The following is a 21650-nucleotide window of genomic DNA, read 5'->3' as shown; positions in this document are numbered from 1 at the left end:
TGTTGGCGTGCGGGAGGGTTCCTTGGGGGCGCGCTCAAGCAGTAATGTTTGTGGTGTCGGGGCGGGATTTCTGATGCGGCCTCACACTACTTCAGCATGAGCAAGGCCGGGTTACGTGCACAGGTTGCAGACAACTGTCGTTTGCCGATGAAACAGACAGGCATGAGCCCGACAATCCTGTGTCCCATCAAACCCTGCTCTCAAGTGTCCCTCGCACTTGCTGCACGGTGGTCTGAGGCTGCAAGGGTCTCATTTCCAGTCTGCTGTGCATCGAGCCTGATCCCGCAATAGCGTCTGCATAGGAAGGTGGCGGATCATAGGGAGGTGGTGGGTCGTAGGAAGATGCCGGGGGTCTACGTGGCACAGCGTCATGCGTACTCGATGATGACGCAACAATATCGGAATTGAAGAATGAATCAGGCCTGGTCGATGACGGTGTTCTTTGAATGTTTCCAAACGAAGGTCGTGGTCGTCTACCCACTACTTTGACGGCTGTCGAAACACCCATTGATAGCAGGCCAGTGCCAACCAGAACGCCTGCGGCGATAAAAAGCTGCTTGGAGAGTTCGGGATTTGATTCTGCGACTACTCCGCCAGCAACCAAGCTCGTGGCACCAGAAATCATCAATAGCGCACCCGTAATAAAGCCCTTTGCCAGAAATCCAATATGCCCCGTCGGATCAATGCGGTTGACCGGATCCCCCATGCAGTAGGCATAGGCATTCAACCCACCCTCACCAAACGGGCTGTAAGTGTCTGGACTGTTGAAGCGCATCAACACCGGGTTGAAGGCTCGATACCCGTTGCCCAACAGGTAATGACCGGTAACTGGCTCGGGCTGTGCGCCTGTGAATCCCGGCAGTGCGGCGGTCTGGCAAGGCTCGCGGTGACCGTAAGGCGTATAGGCGATATCCGCTTGTTGTCCGGCGGCTGTTACGTGCAAAACGCTATTCCGGTTGTCAACGGCCATGAGCGTTGCACCACGCGCGTCTCCATCCTTGTGCAGTTGCGCCAACAGCTGACCACTGGCGTGAAAAAACGTCTGTTGCGCATCACCCTGAAGTTCGGTGGCCAGTCGTCCTGCGCAGTAAAACCGGTTCGCAAGCGCTTGGGCCAACGGGCTGAGTGAGGAACACGGTCCAGTGCATCGTAGGTATAGCGACAAAGAGTGGCCATGATCACGTCCTTGATGATTGAGGCTGCGCTCCCAGAGTGCGCCGACTCGGGACGCAAATCATCTGGCAAAAGTACCAGCAGACTGTCTCATGCGGCTCGCCGTTCGCCGCGCGAAGATGCAGCTTCGAATACATCGCGGGAACCCATCCGAATAGTAATCGCCCAATGGCTTCTCATAGAGATGGGGCGGTCAGACTCTGGTCTCCCGCAAGTCACGCACACCTGCGGACCGAAGTCGAAGACTACCGCCCACTTGCACTGCCACGCTGTGCATGACAGGACGAGGCGGCGGCGGAGGAAGAGCCGCTGCTGCAAGTTTGGCTGCGCGCTTTGCTGCTTCGGAGCGGAAAAAACTGTAACCGCGAAACCCAAGCGTCGGAATGCTCACTGACACCGCCAGCGTGGCCAGTGCTATTTGCACTGGAGAGTCCGCATCTACATTTCTGACAACGAACGCAGAGGTCCAGAGAACACCAGCGGTCATTGCACCTACTGCGACGGTAGCCGAAAGTTTCTCTGTTTTATTCGCCGGCCTTGTCTTGGGTTGCTGCGGCACTCCATCAATATGGACAGGTTTCACCTTTACCCCTTTGAACACTGCCTTAACTGAAGACCGAGCTATTGCCAGGCCAATACCGGCCGTCAGAATGCCAGCACCAATATAAATGGCCGATAACCAATCACCGAATTCATGTCCGCTTGGGTCACTTCGATTTACCGGATCCCCTGCACAATAGGCGTAGGCGTTTGGCCCGCCACGGTCAAACGGACTCAGATTATCCGGGCTGTTGAAGCGCTTCAAAACAGGGTTATAGGCACGATAACCATTACCCAGCAGATAATGGCCAGTGATCGGATCGGGTCGCTCGCCGTTGAACCCCTTCAGGTGATGTGCTGGCTGATAGTGGCCGTAAGGCGTGTAGACAAAAGCGTCTGTCTGATCAACTTTCACTGCACTGAGCACGCTGTTTTGCAGATCATTGGTCGTCAATGACACGCTGGAGGACTTGCCGACAACTGTTCGGCAGGCCAGCAATTGGCGATTGTGCTGAAAGAAACTGCGCTGTACACCACCTTGGGTTTCAGTGACGAGTACGTCAGCCTTGTAGAACACCTTTGAAATGGCTTCGGCGAGAGGGGTGCGGGTGGCAAGCCTGTCCAGCGGGTCGTAGCGGTAGAGGCAGAAAGTTGTGTTATGAGCCATGTCAGACGCCTACCCGGTTTGATATGCAAAGCATCGGTGCGAGCAGGCTGGCCTTGCTCACACCGTGATACTGAACCGCCGGGCGCCTATCGGCCACTCGCAGAACTGTCAGGTTTTCCGCAGCTTCAGGCACGACGGGCATTGATGGGAAACTCAACTGGCCACCTTGGACGTCAGTGAATAAATGGCTACGGTTACACCTATTCAGAGAAGTCGCTGTTGTATGCCCACCGTTAGATCAAGGAGTACTCAGAGCCCGATGAACTGACAGTGGTGATCGAATCTCTGGAGCCACTTCGCAAGACTCTGGCCAGGTGTTCAGCTCTTTTATGTAGCACATTTTGCCATGCCAGTTCTGCTGCTGCTTTCTCGCTGATAACCTGACGTGCTTCCGAACGTAGAGTGCCTGGAGCTGCAGTCAAGTGCGCCATTTGGATTTTTTCCAACTCAGTCTGAAACCGGATGCCTTTGGCCGTGCGAACGACAGTCTTGCTGCGCATATACTTCAAAAAATTTATATCAGAGGCCTCACTCACCAAGGCATTCAGCTCTGGGACCTTCGACATCTTTGAGATATCTTTTACGCTTAGGTAGCGTTGAATCCTGGCAAAAACCTCAACTGGCATATCAGTCAATGTCACTTGTGGTTCAAGGGACAGCCGTCTAGGCAGGCTGAGTAGTTCCACATTATTTTTGAGACCCGGCACTTCATGTACTTTACGTGTCAGACGGCTCCATCCCCCCTTCAACGCGCTCACCATGTTTACATGACCGCTCGGATCACTCCTGTTGACCGGGTCTCCTGCACAGTACGCATAGGCATTCAAGCCCCCCTTGCCAAACGGGCTAAGGTCGTCCGTGCCATTGAAGCGCATCAACACCGGGTTATAGGCACGATAACCATTACCCAGCAGATAATGGCCAGTGATCGGATCGGGCCGCTCGCCGTTGAACCCCGGCAGGTGATGTGCTGGCTGATAGTGACCGTAAGGCGTGTAGACAAAAGCGTCTGTCTGATCAACTTTCACTGCACTGAGCACGCTGTTTTGCAGATCATTGGTCGTCAATGACACGCTGGAGGACTTGCCGACAACTGTTCGGCAGGCCAGCAATTGGCGATTGTGCTGAAAGAAACTGCGCTGTGCGCCGCCCTGGGTTTCAGTGACGAGTACGTCAGCCTTGTAGAACACCTTTGAAATGGCTTCGGCGAGAGGGGTGCGGGCGGCAAGCCTGTCCAGCGGGTCGTAGCGGTAGAGGCAGAAAGTTGTGTTATGACCCATGTCAGACGCCTACCCGGTTTGATATGCAGAGCATCGGTGCGAGCAGGCTGAACCTCGCTCACACCGTTACACTGAACTGCCAGACACGTCTCGGCTACTGGCAGAAGTATCAGGTTGGCTTCAGCTCAAGGTGCGGCTACATCGTCCAGCGAGCGATCGAGCCGCGCTCTGGCGATGTCGATCAGATGGACCACCGAGAATGCCAGGTCGCGCTTCGCGCCGTTGAGGGCATCGCCGGATTCATAGGCAGCTGCGGAGGCGCAGCGCAGGATGTCACTGACCTGGATCAGGGTTTCTTCGAGCGACGTGTGGGGTGGTGCGGGGGTGGAGTTGATCATTGCTGTGGTCTCTATTGATAAGGCCACCTCGCATTCGCTGCTAAACGAAAAGGGTGGCGACTTTGACACGGGTTAGCAGACCGGTAGAGAACACGAAACCCGGCGCACCCGAAGGTGCCCCACGCAAAGCCGCCATCAAGCGGTTCTTGTATTCGTGACTCTGGACAGGCTGCTAAACCCGACCGCTGAAACTCAGCGACCGACGCAGCCTAGTGTCCAGAATTCATGCGCACAAGGGCCCGGGATTTTCTAGGAAAGTTCGTACTTGTGAAAGGGAAAGACCTGAAAGAATGGTCCTTCAAAAGTAGATTTTCGTTAGCTCAGGTTACACATCCGCCACAACATATCGGACGCAGAGCGTCCTGGGATGCATGCCCACGCGGAGCATGGGCACGATCGGCGTCAGGGTGATGATCGTCTCAGGACGCTCCGCGTCCGCTCTAGAATGCGACGCGGAGCGTCACGGGGGGGGCATGCCCACGCGGAGCATGGGCACGATCGGCGTCATGGTGATGATCGTTCCCACGCTCTGCGTGGTAACGCCGCTCAGGACGCTCCGCGTCCGGCCGTGCGGTGACGCAGAGCGTCGCCAGACACTTGTATCAACTCCCCGCGCCACTCTGCGCTTCTTCGAAGAAGTAATCCTTCCAGCTCGCCGCCTTGTTCTTCAATACGCCCAGTTCATGCAGCTTTTCGGCGTAGATGAAGGTGCGCTGCGGGGTGATGGTGAAGTCGATTTCCGGGTCTGAAACGATCTTCTCCACCAACGGCAACGGCAGCTTCGATTGCTCGACGCGGATGTAGGTCTGCGCCGCCGCTGGTTTGTCGGCCTTGATGATCTTCTCGGCCTCGGCCAATGCGTCGTAGAACGCTTTGTAGGTCTTGGGGTTCTCGTCGTGAAATTTCTCGGTGGTGTAGAGCACGTTGAACGTGGCCTGACCGCCCAGCACGTCATAAGAGCTGAGCACCTTGTGCACATTCGGGTTTTCCAGCGCCTGGTACTGGAACGGCGGGCTGGAGAAATGCGAGTTGATTTCCGAACCACCGGCAATCAGCGCGGCCGTGGCGTCAGGGTGCGCGAGGCTGACCGAGATGTTGTCGAATTTCTTGTAGTTGTCGTTACCGAACACCTTGGCGGTTTCGATCTGCAAGGTACGCGACTGGAAACCCACGCCCGCCGCAGGTACGGCGATGCGGTCCTTGTCGGTGAAATCCTTGATCGTCTTCACATTGGGATTATTGGTCAGCAGGTAGTTGGGCATCGATCCCAGCGAGGCGATGGCCTTCACGTTCTGCTTGCCCTTGGTGCGGTCCCATACTGTCAGCATCGGCGGCACACCAGCCGACACAACGTCCAGCGCGCCCGCCAGCAACGCCTCGTTCATGGCCGTGGCGCCGGAGATGCTGTTCCAGTCGACCTTGATGTCGAGCCCCTGCTCCTTGCCGTGTTTTTCGATCAGTTTCTGATCACGCACCACATCGAGAATCAGGTAACCGATGCCGAATTGCTGGGCGATGCTGATCTTGCCTTCTGCCTGTGCGCCGCCGCTGATCAATGCACCGAACAGACCGATTGTTGCCGCCAGTGCAGTCAGCACCGGACGCTTGAAAGGAGTTGCCATGGAGTGCTCGCTATAGTCGTTCTAAAAGTCGTTGGGTAGGTTGTTTCAGCGCTGCATGCCCCAGCGCTTGACGGTCAGGCGCTCGATGTTGGCGAACAGCAGGTTCTCCACCAGCAGGCCGATGAGGATCACGGCGGCCAGCCCGGCAAACACCTTGTCGGTGTACAGCTCGTTGCGGTTCTGGAAGATGTACCAGCCCAGCCCGCCTTTGCCGGAAGAGGCACCAAACACCAGCTCGGCGGCGATCAGCGTGCGCCAGGCAAATGCCCAGCCGATTTTCAAACCCGCCAGAATCGACGGCAGCGCCGCTGGAATCAGGATGTGCCAGACAAAGCGCAATCCTTTCAGTCCATAGTTGCGTCCCGCCATGCGCTGGGTTTCGGAAACACCCAGAAAGCCCGCGTAGGTATTGAGCGCCAGCGCCCACAGCACCGAATGCACCAGCACGAAAATCAGGCTGTTCTGCCCCAGTCCGAACCAGAGCAGCGCCAAGGGCAAGAGGGCAATGGCAGGCAACGGGTTGAACATGGCGGTCAATGTGCCGAGCAGGTCACGGCCCAGTTGGGTGGACACCGCCAGCGTGGTCAGGCCGAACGCCAGGACGATGCCGATCAGGTAACCCTGGATCAACACGGTCAGGGAAATCCAGACCTTGCCCGGCAGCTCTCCACTGACGATGCCGTCGTAAAAAGCGGCGGCGGTCTGCAAAAAGCTGGGCAGCAGCAGGTCGTTATTCTGAAGACGCGCAGCGAGTTCCCAGATCACGGCCAGCGCGATCATGATCACGGTCTTGCGCACCCAGCTCAGTTGCCAGATGCGCTGGGCCAATGGCAGGTCGCGGGCCAGGTCTTCTTGGGTGAAAGGCTGCAGCGTGACTTCGTATTCTTCGCGAACAGGAGGTGCGAGGCTCATGGTGTTCGGTTCCCTGATTGCTTGGGGGAAGCGCCTGTTCTGATCATGCCCATGCTCTGCGTCGGCTCGATCAGCAACGATCAGTACGCGATCCGGATGTCCTGAAAACTCAGTTCTTCATCGACCTGCCCCGCCTCGCCATCATCGAACAACAGGCGGTGAATACGCTGCGCGGTCTGTTGAAAACCGACGCCGCCGAGGCTTTTAAGATCGTATTGATGGCTATTGATTTCGGCACGCACGCGTCCCGGATGCGGTGAAAGCAACAGGATGCGATTGCCCACCACCAGCGCTTCTTCGATGGAATGGGTGACGAACAACAGGGTGAAGCGCACTTCGTCCCACAGCTCCAGCAACTCTTCCTGCATCTTGCGACGCGTCAGGGCATCGAGCGCGGCGAAGGGTTCGTCCATCAACAGGATTTTTGGCTGCATCGCCAGCGCCCGAGCGATGGCCACACGCGCTTTCATACCGCCGGACAAGGTGTGTGGATAAGCATCGGCAAAGGCGCTGAGCCCGACCTTCTCCAGGTAGTAACGCGCACGCTCCAACGCCTCTGGACGCTTCAAGGTGCGCGACGCCAGCAGCGGAAACATGACGTTCTCGATCACGGTTTTCCACGGCGGCAACTGATCGAACTCCTGAAACACCACAATGCGGTCAGGGCCGGGCTCGCGCACCTGATTGCCTGCCAGCCGGATCTCGCCTTCGCTGGGTCGGATGAAACCCGCCACCGCCTTAAGCAGCGTGGATTTGCCACAGCCCGACGGGCCGAGCAGGACGAAGCGGTCCGCCGGATCGACCTCGAAGCTGACCTGATGCGTCGCCCGCACCACGCGCTCGGGCGTGCGGTACTCAAGGCTGACGCCGCGAACCTGCAACAAGGCTTCAGGGGTGTGCTGAGCGGCCGGTTGCGATGGGGTGTTCTCGCTGGCCGTGTGGCCTTGCAGAGCAGCATTCATGAACGGTTCTCCATCAGAACGGCGCCGAGCCTTGAATGGTCGTGCGATGCAGCTTGCGTCGCAGATGCGCCGGGCAGCCCGCCGCCAGATGGATCAGCGAGCGGTTGTCCCAGAACACCATGTCGTTAGGCTGCCACTGATGGCGGTAGATATGTTCGGGGCGAACGCTGTGCGCGTAGATTTCGTTGAGAATCTGGCGGCTTTCGTCTTCCGGCAGGCCCAGAATGCGCGTGGTGAAGCCCTCACTGACGAACAACGCCTTGCGACCGTTTTCAGGGTGGGTGCGCACGATGGGATGGCTGACTTCCACAACCTGCGCCAGTTGCTCTGGGGTCAGGGTCGGACGCCAGTTGACGGCGTTATGGCCCTCTGAATAGCGCGCGGTATAGCTGTGAACGGCAGACCGCCCTTCGACCGCCTCGCGCAGGTGCTGCGGCAGCGTGTCCCACGCCTGATGCATGTTCGCGAACAGCGTGTCGCCACCTTCGCTGGGCAGTTCCTGCGCATACAGCATCGACCCCAGGCTCGGCAGTTCCTTGTACGACAAGTCCGAATGCCAATACTTGCCGGCGTCGCCCAGACCGACCGGCTGACCGTTCTCGACAATGTTGGAGACGATCAGGATTTCCGGGTGGTTGGCCAACAGGAACTGCTTGAGCACGTGGATCTGCAGCACGCCGAAACGGCGGCTGAAATCGATCTGCTGTTGCGGCGTGATGTGTTGGTCGCGGAACACGATGACGTGGTAATCGAGATGCGCCTGATGAACGCGCGCAAAGTCAGCGTCGTTCAATGGCCGGGACAAATCCAGCCCGACGATTTCAGCGCCCACCTTTTCGGCGAATGGACGCACGTCGAACGATTGCGAGGCCGCAGGGGCAGACGATGAAGCGAGGGAGGCTGCTGGCATGAGAACTCCGACTCCAGAATGTGGCTGAGACGAAGAACTGTATAGCTATAAGAAACGGATTTTAAATACCGTTAGGGAATATGCATAGCGCGGAATGGGATAGCGCGCAGGCAAGGGCCGGACGCGGAGCGTCCTGAGAGGCGTTACCACGCAGAGCGCTCATCGTTATACACAAGTCTGCCCCAACACTGATCGTGCCCATCGCTCCGCGTGGGCATGCATCCCGTGACGCTCCGCGTCACAAATGGCACAGACTGAGGATTCAGTGAGCCGAGCGCATGACGTGAATAACGCTGGAGCCTGGGCACACATCTGCGCCACATTCGAGAGCGGACGCGGAGCGTCCTGAGCGGCATTCCCACGCGGAGCGTAGGAACGATCATCAGCGTGGGAACGAGCGTGAATCTGGAACCCTGATCGTGCCCATGCTCCGCGTGGCATGCAGCCCGTGACGCTCCGCGTCACATTTCATGGCTCACATAAATGTGTCACAGGCGATACATCCAGTTGTAAGAACGGCTTGTTAGCGTCAGCGCCTTCTTTCAATTGCGTGCAGGACAGCAATATGCCGAGCGTCAAACCCACCGCCCATGTCATGGTATCGACGTTGATACTTTCGCTGCTTGCAGTTTCGGTACACGCAGCAGGCAGGTCAGGGGATGACCGCATCAACGGCGTTGACCTGCTGTCCGGCTTCAACACCCTGTGGACGACAGGTCCAACCTGGGACACCGGCACGCCGACCGCTCTGGGTCAGAGCCTGCTCAGGCGCAACCTGCAACTGGTGCTCGACCGCGCCAACTCGCGCACGCTTGCGCAGGAAACCGCTGCGTATTTCGATGACCGTCGCGACCAGAGCTACAGCGCCATCAGCGGCCTGGGCTCGTTGAGCGATGCGTACAAGGCTGGTTCCGGCGCCTTCACCACGATTACCCAGTTCGACGACACCAACAAGACCGTCAAATACGACGACAAGGGCAACGGCGCGGGCAGTTCGGCTTCGGCGCTGGGCAAGGTGGTCGATCTGGTCGGCGCGGTGCGTAACGACGCGTCCACCACACCAGCCAAATCCCATTATCAGTACCCACGTCCTTGGCGTCAGACGCTGGACGGCCAGAACCTCGAATTCGTGGTGCAACCGTCACTGCGTCCTGCCAAGAGCACCACGCCTGCCAGCGATGCGGGCTTCCCGAGTGGCCACACCAACGCCGCGTACCTGTCGTCCATCGCCCTCGCCTACGCGATTCCCGAGCGCTACAGCGAACTGATGCTGCGTGCCTCGGACATTGGCGACAACCGCATCGAAGCCGGCATGCACTCGCCCTTCGACGTGATGGGCGGGCGCATCACGGCCACTTATTTCGCCATCGACAACCTGTCCAACCCGGCCAACACCCAACTGCGCGCCGACGCCCGTGCCCAGGCGCTGGCGTACTTCACCGCGCAGTGTGGCGGCGACGTGAATAACTGCATGGCGAAGATCGATCCGGCTACCGACCGCACGTCCCAGCACGCGCAGGACAAGGCGCTGTACACCTCACGCATGACCTACGGTTTCAGCCCGGTCGGCCCGACCAACCTTGCGCCCGTGGTGCCGGTCAACGCTGAAGTGCTGCTGGAAACCCGCTTCCCGTACCTGGACGCCAGCCAGCGCCGCGAGATTCTGGGCACCACCGAGATTTCTTCGGGTTACGCAGTGATCGATCAGTCCAATGGCTACGGCCGTTTGAACCTCTACGCCGCAGGTGACGGTTATGCCGCGTTCAACTCCAATGTCACGGTCAACATGAACGCCAGCCAAGGCGGATACAACGCCATCGACGCCTGGCGCAACGACATCTCGGGCACAGGCGGCCTGATCAAGAACGGCACTGGCAACCTGATACTCACCGGCAACAACACCTACTCGGGCGGCACTGTGATCAACGGCGGCGTCCTGACCGGTCACGCCCAGTCGTTCGGCAGCGGGACGATCACCGACAATGCGACGCTGGTGCTCGATCAGTCGACCAATGACACCTTCAGCAACGCCATTACCGGCAACGGCGCATTGATCAAACAGGGTGCAGGCTCGCTGAACCTGACGGGCAACAGCAGTCTGTCCGGCGCGACCACTGTGCAGGCCGGGCGACTGGCGGTGAACGGCAACCTCGGCAACTCGGTCGTGACCGTGAACTCCGGTGCAGTGCTGGGCGGCAATGGCTCGGTGGGCGGTATCAACGCGGCTTCAGGCGGTGTCGTCGCACCGGGCAATTCGGTGGGCCAGTTGAACGTCAACGGTAACGTCAACTTCGCGCAGGGCTCGGTCTATCAGGTTGAGTCAGATGCGGCTGGCAATGCCGACCGCATCGTCGCCACAGGCCGCGCCACACTGAACAACGCCACCGTTTCGTTGGTCGAGGGCGGCAACTGGGTCGCAGCAAGCCGTTACTCGATTCTCTCGGCAGCGGGCGGTATCAGCGGTACGTTCAACAACGTACAGTCGAACTTCGCGTTCCTGACGCCCACCCTCAATTACACCGCGACCGATGTCGGCCTGACGCTTGATCGCAACGCGCAGAGCTTCGCCAGCCTGGCGACCAGCCGCAATGCTCGAGCCGTCGCTCAGGGCCTGGACAGCGCAGGCGCAGGCAACGCGTTGTGGAGAAGTGTCGTACAGGCCGATGCGGCAACGGCACAGGCCACCTTCAACGCTCTGTCCAATGAACTGCATGCCTCGACTCAGTCTGCGCTGATCGAAGACAGCCGTCTGGTGCGCAACGCCATCGCTGACCGCCTGCAGCAATCGCAATCGACGCAAGCATCCGGCGGTGCTTCGCAAACCCTGGCAGGCGATGCCTCGCGCGGTCTGGTCTGGACGCAGGCCATCGGCGCAACCGGCAAGACCGACAGCACGGATGACGCTTCGGGTCTGGACAGCCACACCAGCGGCCTGTTGTTCGGTGCCGACGTGCCGGTCAACGACACCTGGCGTGTCGGTGCGCTGGCCGGTTTCAGCCGCAGCAGCTTCGACCTGCGCCATGCGTCTGGCTCCAGCGACAGTGACAACTATCACCTGGGTATCTATGGCGGCGCAAAATGGGGCCAACTGGGCCTGCGTCTGGGCGCCGTGCGGACCTGGCATGATCTGACGTCCAAGCGCACCCTGGACCTGCCGGGCTCTTCCGAGCGATTCAAGCAGGATTATCAGGCGGCGACCAATCAGGTATTCGGCGAACTCGGCTATGCCATCGAACTGGGCAACGCGCAGCTCGAACCCTTCGCCAACCTCGCCCACGTCAGGCTGGACACCGACGGTTTCGACGAAAACAGCAACGCCATCAGCCTGCGCAACAAGTCCGAGGAGAACCACATCACGTTCAGCACTCTCGGCCTGCGGGCAGCCACGCACATGAACGTGGGCAGCGTCGACGTCAAACCCAACGCCACCGTCGGCTGGCGCCGTGCATTCGGCGACGTGACACCCGAAAGCCGCGCAGCCTTCAGCGGCGGCGACACCTTCGCACTGTCCGGCGCACCGATTGCGCGTAATGCTGCGGTGCTGGGAGCGGGTGTGGACCTGGGGTTGAGTGAAACGCTGAGCGTGGGCGTGAGCTACAACGGACAGATCGGCAGCGACACGACCGATCAGGCGTTGAATGCGCGGGTGACGTTGGCGTTTTGAGGGGTGGGCTGACTGTTATTCGCCAGTCAAAAGCCAGGAATGATTAGGCCACATCATTCTGCGTCCGCTCTGGAATGGGACGCAGAGCGTCCCGGGCTGCATGCCCACGCGGAGCGATGGGCACGATCAATATCATGTGATGATCGTTCCTACGCTCCGCGTGGGAATGCCTCTCAGGACGCTCCGCGTCCGGCCGTGAGGTGACGCAGAGCGTCGCGGGCACGATGTCGGGCGATCAATACCAGCGCTGGACATCAATCAAACCAACCTGTCCCTGATAATCCCGGGCACTTGAGTATCGCCAGTGCTCACCGACATCTACATACCCCCGCTTGACCGGGTTGTGGTGGATGTAGTCGAGTTTCTGCCGCATCACGTCTTCACTCCAGATGACCTCTGCGTGGGTGCCTTCCTGCCAGACCTGATAAACCCTGTCTGCCTTATACGCACGTTTCGTAAAGCGTAATCGCTCAAGCACACGCTCTGCGTTGCTCCTCTCCAAATGATCGACGATCCGTCTCGCGGTGAAGGATTTGAAGCTGCGAACGCAACTGCCAGATCTTGTGCCTGAGCCACATAGTGCAGATGGTTCTCCAGAATCACATACCCGAACAGTTGCATTCCCTGCTCATTCTGCTGATAGCGCCACGCGTCCAACAGAATGCCCACCAATTCAGGCCGGGTGAATAAGGGCTGCCACTCCACAATTGTGCACGTCAGGAAATGAGGTTTGTCAGGTTCAGTGATGGTGTAGCGGCTTCGGGCCATCGATTCGTCCTTGAGTCAGCAGACGGGGAGTCTGATGACACAAGGCTAACGTCCATTTCCACGAGAGAGGAACGAGCAAGGTGTTACGAGGTTTTGTTCAGCTTCGGGCCTACGCCGGGACGCGGAGCGTCCTGAGAGGCATTCCCACGCGGAGCGTGAGGAACGATCAGCGGTCTCAAGCACACTGATCGTTCCCACGATCAACAATCAGAACGCTGGCAGTACCGCGCCGTCGTACTTCTTGTTGATGAAGTCTTTGACTTCCTGACTGGTCAGGGCCTTGGACAGTTTCTGGATGGCGTCGCTGTTTGCGTTGTCTTCGCGGGTAACCAGGAAGTTCACGTACGGCGAATCGGCACCTTCGATGATCAGGGCGTCTTTCTGCGGATTGAGTTTGGCTTCCAGCGCGTAGTTGGTGTTGATCAACGCCAGGTCAACCTGACCCAGTGCACGCGGCAGTACGGCCGATTCCAGTTCGCGGAATTTCAGTTTCTTCGGGTTGGTGGCGATGTCTTTCGGCGTAGCCAGTGCGTTGGTCGGGTCTTTCAGCGTGATCAGACCGTTCTTCTGCAGCAGGAGCAGTGCGCGACCGGCGTTGCTGCCTTCGTTCGGAATGGCAACGGTTGCGCCTTCAGGCAAGTCGGCAATGCTCTTGTATTTTTTCGAGTAGCCGCCGAACGGTTCGACGTGTACGCCAACACCTGTCACGAGGTTGGTGCCCTTGCCTTTATTGAAGCCATCCAGGTAAGGCTTGGTCTGGAAGTAGTTGGCGTCCAGACGCTTCTCGCTCAACTGCACGTTCGGCTGAACGTAGTCAGTGAAGACCTTGATTTCCAGGTCCACACCTTCCTTGGCCAGCGTCGGCTTGATCAGCTCAAGGATTTCCGCGTGCGGCACAGGCGTGGCGCCCACGACCAGTTTTTCACCGGCGTGCGCCAGGCCAATCGAGAAAGCAGCCGCCAGAGCGGTCATCAACAACGTCTTTTTCATGCAATGTCCTTAGCGAATCCGTAAGCGTCACAAAAAATGACGCCTTTTCAGTGGTTTGCCGCGGCGCTATCCCGTGCTGCGACATCATGTGGACATTACCGAGATTTGTTATTCCGAGAAAATACTTTTTAAGCAAATGCTTATGCTTTTTTTCTCGAAGATGTCTTCCAACTCATTTGCAGCGCTCTGCAACAAGGGTTATGCCGGGTTTTGCTCAAGTCGGTCCGCGACCGTTTCCAGTAACTGCCTGAGTGCCGCAAGCTGGCCGGGATTGTTTTCGGCGAGCAGCCTGCGAGCCTGATGCTCGATCTGTTTCAGCGGGCTGGCGAGTTCGGGCAGGTGAATGTCTTCAGGTTGAATCTCATCGCCCTGGCTGACCAACAGCGCAAAATGAATGACGTTCTCAAGCTCTCGCGTGTTGCCGGGCCAGCTATAGGCTTCCAGCGTTTTCTGCGCGGCCTCGCTGACCAACTGGACAGGCAGGTTCAGACGCTGGCTGTAGATGCCGACGAAATACTCGGCCAACGGCAGGATGTTGCCGGGCTGCTCGCGCAACGCCGGCAGGTCGAGCTTGCCTTCGCGCAGGTAATGGTAGAGCCGCTCATTGAATTTTCCGGCCGCCACGGCCTGGGCCAGATCGATACTGGTGGCTGCCACCAATCGCACATCCACAGGGCTTGGCTGATGCGCGCCGACTCGGGTGACTTCATGATTTTCCAGCGCCGCCAGCAACTTCACCTGAATGGGCAGCGGCAAGTCGCCGATTTCGTCCAGGTACAGCGTGCCGCCGTTGGCCGAACCGAACCAGCCTGCGCGGCTGCTCACCGAGCCGCTGTGTGCGCCTGCCGCGTAGCCAAACAGCTCGGCGTCGGCATAGGTCGGGCTGATGGCGCCGCAATTCACGGATACGAACAGGCCGGAGCGATCACTGCCGCGATGAATATGCCGTGCCAGCAACTCCTTGCCCGTTCCCGACTCACCGCGTATCAACACGGGCAACGAACGCGGCGCCAGCAACTCCATCTCTTCGCGCAACTGGCGCGAACGCGGGTCGATGAAGACCAGCGCCTTGGCACGAATGCTCAGTGGGCTTTTGTCGGAATCGGGGAAGGTCAGCAGCGGCTGACCGAAGGTTTCGTGAAGGCTCATGACGCACTCCCGCCCGAGCCGCTCACGGTCTCAGGCGTTAAAAAAACGGGGCCGGATGGCCCGCAATACAAGGCAATCCGGTCATGCGCGACGACGCGCGTGTTGCTCCAGACGATTTTGCAGACGGTACAGATATGCGAACCCTTGCTCCCAGCGTTGATGGCCGGACTTGACGTTGATGTGCCCGGCTTCGCTCAGAAAACCCAGTTCAGCGCCCCAGTGACGGGCCATTTCCATCGCGCGTTGCGAGCTGACGGCCGGGTCGTTGTCGGAGCTGACAATCTGGGTCGGAAACGGCAGCAGGTCGGTGGGTATCGGTGAGAAATTGCGCAACGCAGGCGGGCAGTTCGGACGATCCACGTCGGCAGGCGCGACCAGCAGCGCGCCCTGCACCTGACGCAGCGTCTCCAGCGGAGCCAGTTGCGCCCAGTGCGCGACGGTGACGCAACCCAGGCTGTGAGCGATCAGGATCACGGGCGTATCTTGTGCAGCAATGGTGCGCTGCAATTCACCCACCCAGTCTTCACGGCGCGGCTTGAGCCAGTCGGCCTGCTCGACGCGCGCGCTGTTGGGCAGACTGTTCTGCCAGTGGGTTTGCCAGTGATTATCAGGGGATCCCTGCCATCCTGGCAGGATCAGATACCGGATCGACTCGTTATGCATGGATTCGCCTCCTGCACGTATGCGTTCATGGGGCGAGTATAGGGATGGAACATATATTCGTTAAGGAATAAGAAGATATTTATTAATTCCCAAAAAGAATATAAAGCTCAAAGCAAAAAAAGGACCGCTCCCTGCCTTGAAGGAACGGCCCTGAATAAAAAACTAGATTGAGCGAAGGTTAACCAATCTTTGTGACAACTGTGCGACGCCGCATCAGGTGGCTGGAACGGAACGGGTGCCCGGTACGATGTCATCCACGATCAGCGGATCGTCTTTCTGGGTGACTTCACGCGCCACGGTCCACACCACAAAGGCTGCAATGATGTCGAAGATCGCCAGCACGACGAACAGCGGGCTGTAGCCGATCTTGGTGACCAGCACACCGAACACCATGGTGAATGCCGCTGCGCCAAGGAAGCCGAACATGCCGCCCATGCCGGTGGCTGTCGCGACTTCGTTTTTGCCGAACGAGTCCGAGGTGATGGAGTACAACGCGCCCGACAGGGTCTGGTGCGCGAAGCCGCCGATGCACAGCAACGCGATGGCGGTGTAAGGGCTTGCAACCAGCCCGATGCACGCCGGGCCGATCATGCAGAAGCAGCCGAACAGCATCACCATCTTGCGCGAGGTGAACAGCGAAACCTTGCAGTACTTGTGGAACAGCGGGCTGAGATAGCCGCCCAGCACGCAGCCGATGTCTGCCGCCAGAAAGGGCAGCCAGGCGAACATCGCGACTTCCTTGATGTTCATGTGTCGCTCGGTCATCAGGTACAGCGGAATCCAGGCATTGAACGTTTGCCAGGCAGGCTCGGACAGAATCCGCGCCGAGGCGATGGCGTAGAAGTTGCGATTCCTGAACAGTTTTTTCCAGCTGCCCTTCTGCGCCGGAGCGTCCTTGAGACGTGCTTCCTGACCGCTGAGGATGTAATCACGCTCGGTGTCGCTCAGGCGTTTCTGATCACGAGGGTGCTTGTACAGCAGCAACCACAGGCCGCTCCAGATAATGCCCAGTCCGCCGACGATCAGGAACGCCAGTTCCCAGCCGTTGTGCAGGATGGCCCACACCACCAGTGGTGGCGCCAACAGGGCGCCGAAGGACGAGCCGATGTTGAACCAGCCGATGGCGACCGAGCGCTCCTTGGCCGGAAACCATTCGGTGGTGGCCTTGACGCCCGCAGGCAGCCCCGCTGCCTCGGTCAAGCCGAGCAGACCGCGAAAGATCGCCAGACTCTGCCAGCCGGTGGCAAACGCAGCCGCCGCGCAGGCTGCAGACCAGGCCACGGCAAAGATCGCAAAACCCATTTTGGTGCCGATGGCGTCGATGATATAGCCCGCAACCGGCTGCATCAGGGCGTAGCACATCTGCCAGGCGACCACGATGTGAGCGTACTGCTCGGTCGAGATGCTCAGCTCACTCATGAGCGTCGGCGCTGCGACAGACAACGTATTGCGAGCGAGGTAGTTGACGACCAGACCGGCTGTAACCAGCCCGACCATCCACCACCGAATGCCTTTTACTTTCATCTCTTCACCCTGCTTATTCTTGGATTGGCGACGAGCGTCCCGCAGCCTTGACCGAGGGGCGGCTGGATTTTGTAACGTCAGGTTACTGAAGCTGAAAAGGTTTTATGCATGCATAGTCGGCGGATTACGGCTTTTTTGCCGCATTTTTCGCACCATGATGAGTGATCCCTGGACGGGATGTGAGCGCTGGACATGAGCTTTGTTACTCTTTGAATTATTTTTATGGTTGTAATTTTTGAAAGCCGTACGTTGTCGTACAACACGGCGCATTTATAGTCATTTGCCATGAGCGTGTCAAATGCCGAACACCACTGTGAGCAACGTTCTCTATAGGAAAATCACTCAACGAGCTGAACAGCCAAAAGCCAGTCATACGATGACAAGAGGTTTTCACGCATAGCCGATTGCCACTGCGTGCACAGCGCTGCATTCAGTCAGGCAGTACTTGCAAAAGTGTCACAAAAGCTTCCATTCTCTGTATGCAGCGTCAGGCAAAGGAGTTGCCCATTGATGCCTTGTCGGCAAAGACCGACGTTGAATGCCAATCGAAGACAGGAAGGGTCGCCCGCATGCCTGAGCCAAGCAGCCTCGCCAGCTGGACCCGTTCGCTGCGCAAGCAACTGGATGCGCTTGGCCTGAACAGTGACGACTTGTGCCAGGCAGCGGGAATCGATACGCCGCGGCTCAATGATCCCGATGCCAGCTTTGCAGCAAGCTCCACTGCGAAGCTCTGGCGACTGGCTGTGCAGGCCAGCGGCGATCCGGCGCTGGGGTTGCGGGTTTCACGCTTTGTCAGCCCCACCACTTTTCATGCGCTGGGTTATACGCTGGTGGCCAGCGGCTCGCTGCGCGAAGTCTTTGAACGCATCGTGCGCTATCACTCGATGGCCGAAGATTCACTTGAACTGGATTTCAGAGCCGCGGGCGAGCGTTACGAATTTCGCTTTACGGCACCCGCTTCCTGCCAGTCAACGACGCATGAATTACTGGATGCCTTCGCCGCCATTTATGTACGCACCTGCCGCAACCGGCTGGGCAGAAACTACGCACCGCTGGCCGTTCACCTGCAACGTCCACAACCTGAAAATCCGCAGCCCTGGCATGAGCTGTTTCGAGCGCCACTGTTTTTCTCGGCGTCGGAGAATCGGCTGGAATTTGCCTGCGACGACTTCGACAGTCACCTGGACGAAAACCCGATCGTGCTGACCGAACAGATGCCCAGCGCAGAACCCTTGCCATCGCTGATCTGGGAGCAGCGTGTACGCTCGGCCATCGAAACCCTGCTGCCATACGGTGAACCCTCGGCCGAGAGCATCGCCGAAGCCCTGCACCTGACCCCGCGCAGCCTGCAACGGCACCTGGCCGACGAAGGCTGCCGCTATGATTTGCTGCTCAATCAGTGCCGCCAGAACCTGGCGCTGATGCACATGAGCGACCCGCACAGCTCGTTGAGCGAGGTCGCCTACCTGCTGGGTTTCGCCGACACCGACAGCCTGAGCCGCGCCTTCAAACGCTGGACCGGCATGACGCCGGGGCAGTACCGAAGTGACTTGATACGCTGACGAGACGTTTCTGCGCCCGAACCGAAATATCCGCACGATGATGATTGATGCATGCCCACGCGGAGCATTCATCGTTATACACAAGTCTGCCTCAACCCTGATCGTGCCCATCGCGTGGGCATGCATCCCGTGACACTCCGCGTCACAAATGGCACAGATTGCGGATTAAGTGAGCCGAGCGCATGACGTGGATAACGCTGGAGCCTGGCCACGCATCTGCGCCACATTCGAGAGCGGACGCGGAGCGTCCTGAGTGGCATTCCCACGCGGAGCGTAGGAACGATCAGCGTGATCTCAGGCACGCCGACCATGCCCATGCTCAGCGTTATACCCGAGTCTTGCCGCCTCCCACGGGGTATGCATTCAGTCAGTCACGTTCGTTTTGGCCCCCGTTTTGCGCGTCTTGCGGACTTGTGTATAACGATGAGCGCAGAGTATCGGCACGATCAGCGTCGGGCGCACCTTCAACACACGGCGCTGGCCTTGGAGTAATTAGCCACCTTGCGCAGCTTCTCCACTTCAAAGACCTCCAATTGCCCCTCCCCCAAACGCACGATCTTGCGCTGATGCAGGTCCTGCAGCACGTCGAGCAAAACGGCCGGAGAAAGATCCTCAGGCGGCTGGATTTCGTCCATCGTCACCAGACGCCGCGCATGGCTGAGACTTCCATAGCCTTCGGACAGCATCAGCAGGCGCCACGCAACCCAGTGCCGGGCGGGCAATCGGACCATCTCCTCGGAAGGCGGAATCGGCAGGCCCAGCTTGTGACTGAGCAGAGTGGCAAACGGGCGCCAGTACTGCGGATACTGATCGAGCAGCTCCATGAGCACGCGCTGGGGCACATGCAGAAAGATCGTCTGCTCCCGTGCCACCACATCGAACCTGCGCGGCAGCCCGTCGAACAACGACACTTCTCCAAACCAGCAAGGCAGGCGAATGGGTTCCAGACGCGGCACCAGACGCTGATCAGCAGCAGGGCCGACACGCACACCGCCCTCGACCAACACGTAAAGACCGCACGCCGGGTCGCCTTTTTTGAACAGTGCCTTGCCGGGCGTCTTGCGAATCTGGAAAGCGGCGTCCAGCAGGCTATCCTGCAAACCGGCAGGTAGATTGGAAAACCAGTAATCGGACAGCAATCGTGACCGCCATAACGTTCCATTTGTCATATTTGCTCCCTTGTTTTTCAGGCAGTCGTATTGCAAAGGCGATACGGTAATCAACCCGGATCAGCGCTTCAGGCAGGAATAATAATGAAAAACCTTGTCGATCATCTCAGCCAATACGCTTCCTATCACCGCGACTCACGCAATATCGTGACCCACTTCATAGGTATCCCGCTGATTGTTCTGGCGGTGGCCGTACTTTTGTCCCGGCCGGGCTGGTCAGTGGGCGGCATCTGGCTATCGCCCGCAGCACTGGTGACGTTGGCCTCGACCGTGTTTTACCTGCGACTGGACCGGGTGCTCGGCGTGGTGATGGCGGTACTTTTGCTGCTGTGCATCTGGGCAGGTGCGAATCTGGCGCAACAGACGACGATGGTCTGGCTGAGTGCAGGCGTGGGGCTGTTTGTCGTTGGCTGGATCATCCAGTTCATCGGTCATTACTACGAAGGCCGCAAACCGGCATTCATCGATGACGTGACCGGCCTGATCATCGGCCCGCTGTTCGTGGTGGCGGAACTGGCGTTCCTGATGGGCCTGCTGAAACCGTTGCAGCACGCCATCGAAGAACGTGCAGGCCCGGTGGGGCGTAACGTGCGCAAGGCTGCGGTTTAACTAACTGGTGATGATCGTTCCTACGCTCCGCGTGGGAATGCCTCCCAGGACGCTCTGCGTCCGCTCTTGAATGTAACGCAGAGCGTCACGGGCGGCATGCCCACGCGGAGCAATGGGCACGATCAGTACCGGGTCGTTCGAACAAGCACGATCAGCCCGACTGCCTTACAACTTCTGCCAGACCTTGGGCTTGAAGAACAGGGTCTCACCCCGCGCCAGGCCCACAAGGCTGTCGTGATCCTTGACCACTTCAGCCTCGATCAGCTCGCTCTGCCCTTCGACCTTGAGCGTGACCCGCGTGGTGGCGCCAAGCGGGCGGATGTCGCGGACTTCAGCGGCGTGGTGGTCTTCCAGTTCCTGGCGTGACAACGACACTTCATGCGGGCGGAACAGGACGTGGCCTTCATCACCCAGGCTCAAGCGATTGGAGTCGCCGAGGAAGTGATACACGAAGTCGTTGGACGGGTTTTCATACACCTCGCCCGGCGAGCCAATCTGTTCGATCACGCCCTTGTTCATCACCACGATGCGGTCCGCCACTTCCATGGCTTCTTCCTGATCGTGAGTCACGAAGACCGAGGTCAGGTTGATGTCTTCGTGCAGACGCGCCAGCCAGCGACGCAGCTCCTTGCGGACCTTGGCGTCCAGCGCACCGAACGGCTCGTCCAGCAGCAGCACCTTGGGTTCCACAGCCAAGGCGCGGGCCAGCGCAATACGCTGGCGCTGACCACCGGAAAGCTGCTCCGGATAGCGGTCGGCCAGCCAGTCCAGTTGCACCATGTTCAACAGCTCATGAACCTTCTCGGCAATCCGCGTCTCGTTGGGACGTTCGCGCTTGGGCTTCATGCGCAGGCCGAACGCGACGTTGTCGAACACGGTCATGTGCCGGAACAGCGCGTAATGCTGAAACACGAAACCGACGTTGCGATCACGCACGTCATGGCCAGAGACGTCTTCACCGTGGAACACGATGCTGCCGGCGTCCGGGGTCTCCAGGCCTGCGATGATGCGCAGCAAGGTGGTCTTGCCGCAGCCTGACGGGCCGAGCAAAGCGACCAGTTCGCCACTCTGGATGTCCAGATTGATGCTGTTCAAGGCCTTGAAGGCGTTGAAGTTCTTGCTGACGTTACGGACTTCGATCGACATGA

Annotated in this window: 17 protein-coding genes and 1 pseudogene; 3 read left to right on the top strand and 15 right to left on the bottom strand. The window is 58.9% G+C overall.

Going from position 1 to position 21650, the window contains the following annotated elements; all coding sequences use genetic code 11:
* Positions 1-187: 187 nt before the first annotated feature.
* The 8 genes from AC0IXS_RS16390 to AC0IXS_RS16355 all read right to left on the bottom strand — a co-directional run bounded on the left by AC0IXS_RS16390 (position 188) and on the right by AC0IXS_RS16355 (position 8404).
* Entirely contained in the window at positions 188-970 is a 783-nt protein-coding gene (locus AC0IXS_RS16390) for an RHS repeat-associated core domain-containing protein (protein ID WP_471825182.1), read from the bottom strand.
* Between the two features lie 396 nt (positions 971-1366).
* The gene (locus AC0IXS_RS16385) at positions 1367-2380 is read right to left on the bottom strand and encodes an RHS repeat-associated core domain-containing protein (RefSeq protein WP_057409775.1); all 1014 of its coding nucleotides are present in this window, start codon (positions 2378-2380) and stop codon (positions 1367-1369) included.
* A 233-nt stretch (positions 2381-2613) separates the two neighbouring features.
* Positions 2614-3660, bottom strand: coding sequence for an RHS repeat-associated core domain-containing protein (locus AC0IXS_RS16380; RefSeq protein WP_122668673.1), 1047 nt, complete (start codon positions 3658-3660; stop codon positions 2614-2616).
* Positions 3661-3785: 125 nt separating this feature from the next.
* Positions 3786-3998 (bottom strand): DUF6124 family protein, encoded by a 213-nt coding sequence (locus tag AC0IXS_RS16375; protein ID WP_029244310.1) that lies wholly within the window; start codon positions 3996-3998, stop codon positions 3786-3788.
* 602 nt (positions 3999-4600) lie between these two features.
* On the bottom strand, positions 4601-5620 hold the full coding sequence (locus AC0IXS_RS16370; RefSeq protein WP_122446484.1) for an ABC transporter substrate-binding protein: 1020 nt from the start codon (positions 5618-5620) through the stop codon (positions 4601-4603).
* A gap of 45 nt (positions 5621-5665) precedes the next feature.
* Entirely contained in the window at positions 5666-6532 is an 867-nt protein-coding gene (locus AC0IXS_RS16365) for an ABC transporter permease (protein ID WP_004882776.1), read from the bottom strand.
* Positions 6533-6612: 80 nt separating this feature from the next.
* On the bottom strand, positions 6613-7494 hold the full coding sequence (locus tag AC0IXS_RS16360) for an ABC transporter ATP-binding protein (protein ID WP_122690447.1): 882 nt from the start codon (positions 7492-7494) through the stop codon (positions 6613-6615).
* A gap of 13 nt (positions 7495-7507) precedes the next feature.
* Positions 7508-8404, bottom strand: a complete 897-nt coding sequence (locus AC0IXS_RS16355) for a TauD/TfdA dioxygenase family protein (protein ID WP_069143032.1) — start codon at positions 8402-8404, stop codon at positions 7508-7510.
* A gap of 595 nt (positions 8405-8999) precedes the next feature.
* On the opposite strand from AC0IXS_RS16355, the gene AC0IXS_RS16350 reads away from it, so the two are divergent.
* Positions 9000-12068, top strand: coding sequence for an autotransporter domain-containing protein (locus AC0IXS_RS16350; RefSeq protein WP_471826251.1), 3069 nt, complete (start codon positions 9000-9002; stop codon positions 12066-12068).
* A gap of 235 nt (positions 12069-12303) precedes the next feature.
* Here the strand turns inward: AC0IXS_RS16350 and AC0IXS_RS16345 are convergent.
* The 5 genes and pseudogenes from AC0IXS_RS16345 to AC0IXS_RS16325 all read right to left on the bottom strand — a co-directional run bounded on the left by AC0IXS_RS16345 (position 12304) and on the right by AC0IXS_RS16325 (position 17135).
* Positions 12304-12836 (bottom strand): annotated as a pseudogene (locus AC0IXS_RS16345) (REP-associated tyrosine transposase).
* A 207-nt stretch (positions 12837-13043) separates the two neighbouring features.
* The gene (locus tag AC0IXS_RS16340; protein ID WP_025994344.1) at positions 13044-13826 is read right to left on the bottom strand and encodes a MetQ/NlpA family ABC transporter substrate-binding protein; all 783 of its coding nucleotides are present in this window, start codon (positions 13824-13826) and stop codon (positions 13044-13046) included.
* Positions 13827-14024: 198 nt separating this feature from the next.
* A complete protein-coding gene (locus AC0IXS_RS16335; RefSeq protein ID WP_004882786.1) occupies positions 14025-14975 on the bottom strand; it encodes a sigma 54-interacting transcriptional regulator in 951 nt (316 codons plus the stop codon).
* An 81-nt stretch (positions 14976-15056) separates the two neighbouring features.
* A complete protein-coding gene (locus tag AC0IXS_RS16330; RefSeq protein ID WP_025994343.1) occupies positions 15057-15638 on the bottom strand; it encodes an alpha/beta hydrolase in 582 nt (193 codons plus the stop codon).
* A gap of 213 nt (positions 15639-15851) precedes the next feature.
* A complete protein-coding gene (locus tag AC0IXS_RS16325) occupies positions 15852-17135 on the bottom strand; it encodes an MFS transporter (protein ID WP_029241244.1) in 1284 nt (427 codons plus the stop codon).
* A 596-nt stretch (positions 17136-17731) separates the two neighbouring features.
* On the opposite strand from AC0IXS_RS16325, the gene AC0IXS_RS16320 reads away from it, so the two are divergent.
* The gene (locus AC0IXS_RS16320; protein ID WP_471825178.1) at positions 17732-18724 is read left to right on the top strand and encodes an AraC family transcriptional regulator; all 993 of its coding nucleotides are present in this window, start codon (positions 17732-17734) and stop codon (positions 18722-18724) included.
* Between the two features lie 464 nt (positions 18725-19188).
* Here AC0IXS_RS16320 and AC0IXS_RS16315 read toward each other — a convergent pair whose 3' ends face one another.
* On the bottom strand, positions 19189-19893 hold the full coding sequence (locus tag AC0IXS_RS16315; protein ID WP_057409783.1) for a Crp/Fnr family transcriptional regulator: 705 nt from the start codon (positions 19891-19893) through the stop codon (positions 19189-19191).
* Between the two features lie 84 nt (positions 19894-19977).
* On the opposite strand from AC0IXS_RS16315, the gene AC0IXS_RS16310 reads away from it, so the two are divergent.
* Positions 19978-20502, top strand: coding sequence for an Mpo1 family 2-hydroxy fatty acid dioxygenase (locus AC0IXS_RS16310; protein ID WP_004882798.1), 525 nt, complete (start codon positions 19978-19980; stop codon positions 20500-20502).
* Positions 20503-20667: 165 nt separating this feature from the next.
* Here AC0IXS_RS16310 and AC0IXS_RS16305 read toward each other — a convergent pair whose 3' ends face one another.
* Positions 20668-21648 carry a sulfate/molybdate ABC transporter ATP-binding protein gene (locus tag AC0IXS_RS16305; RefSeq protein ID WP_025994338.1) on the bottom strand — a complete coding sequence of 327 codons (981 nt, stop codon included), beginning with the start codon at positions 21646-21648 and terminating at the stop codon, positions 20668-20670.
* Positions 21649-21650: the final 2 nt, after the last annotated feature.

Source organism: Pseudomonas sp. AC016 (genome assembly GCF_979253365.1).
This window is presented reverse-complemented; position numbering and strand designations above follow the sequence as displayed.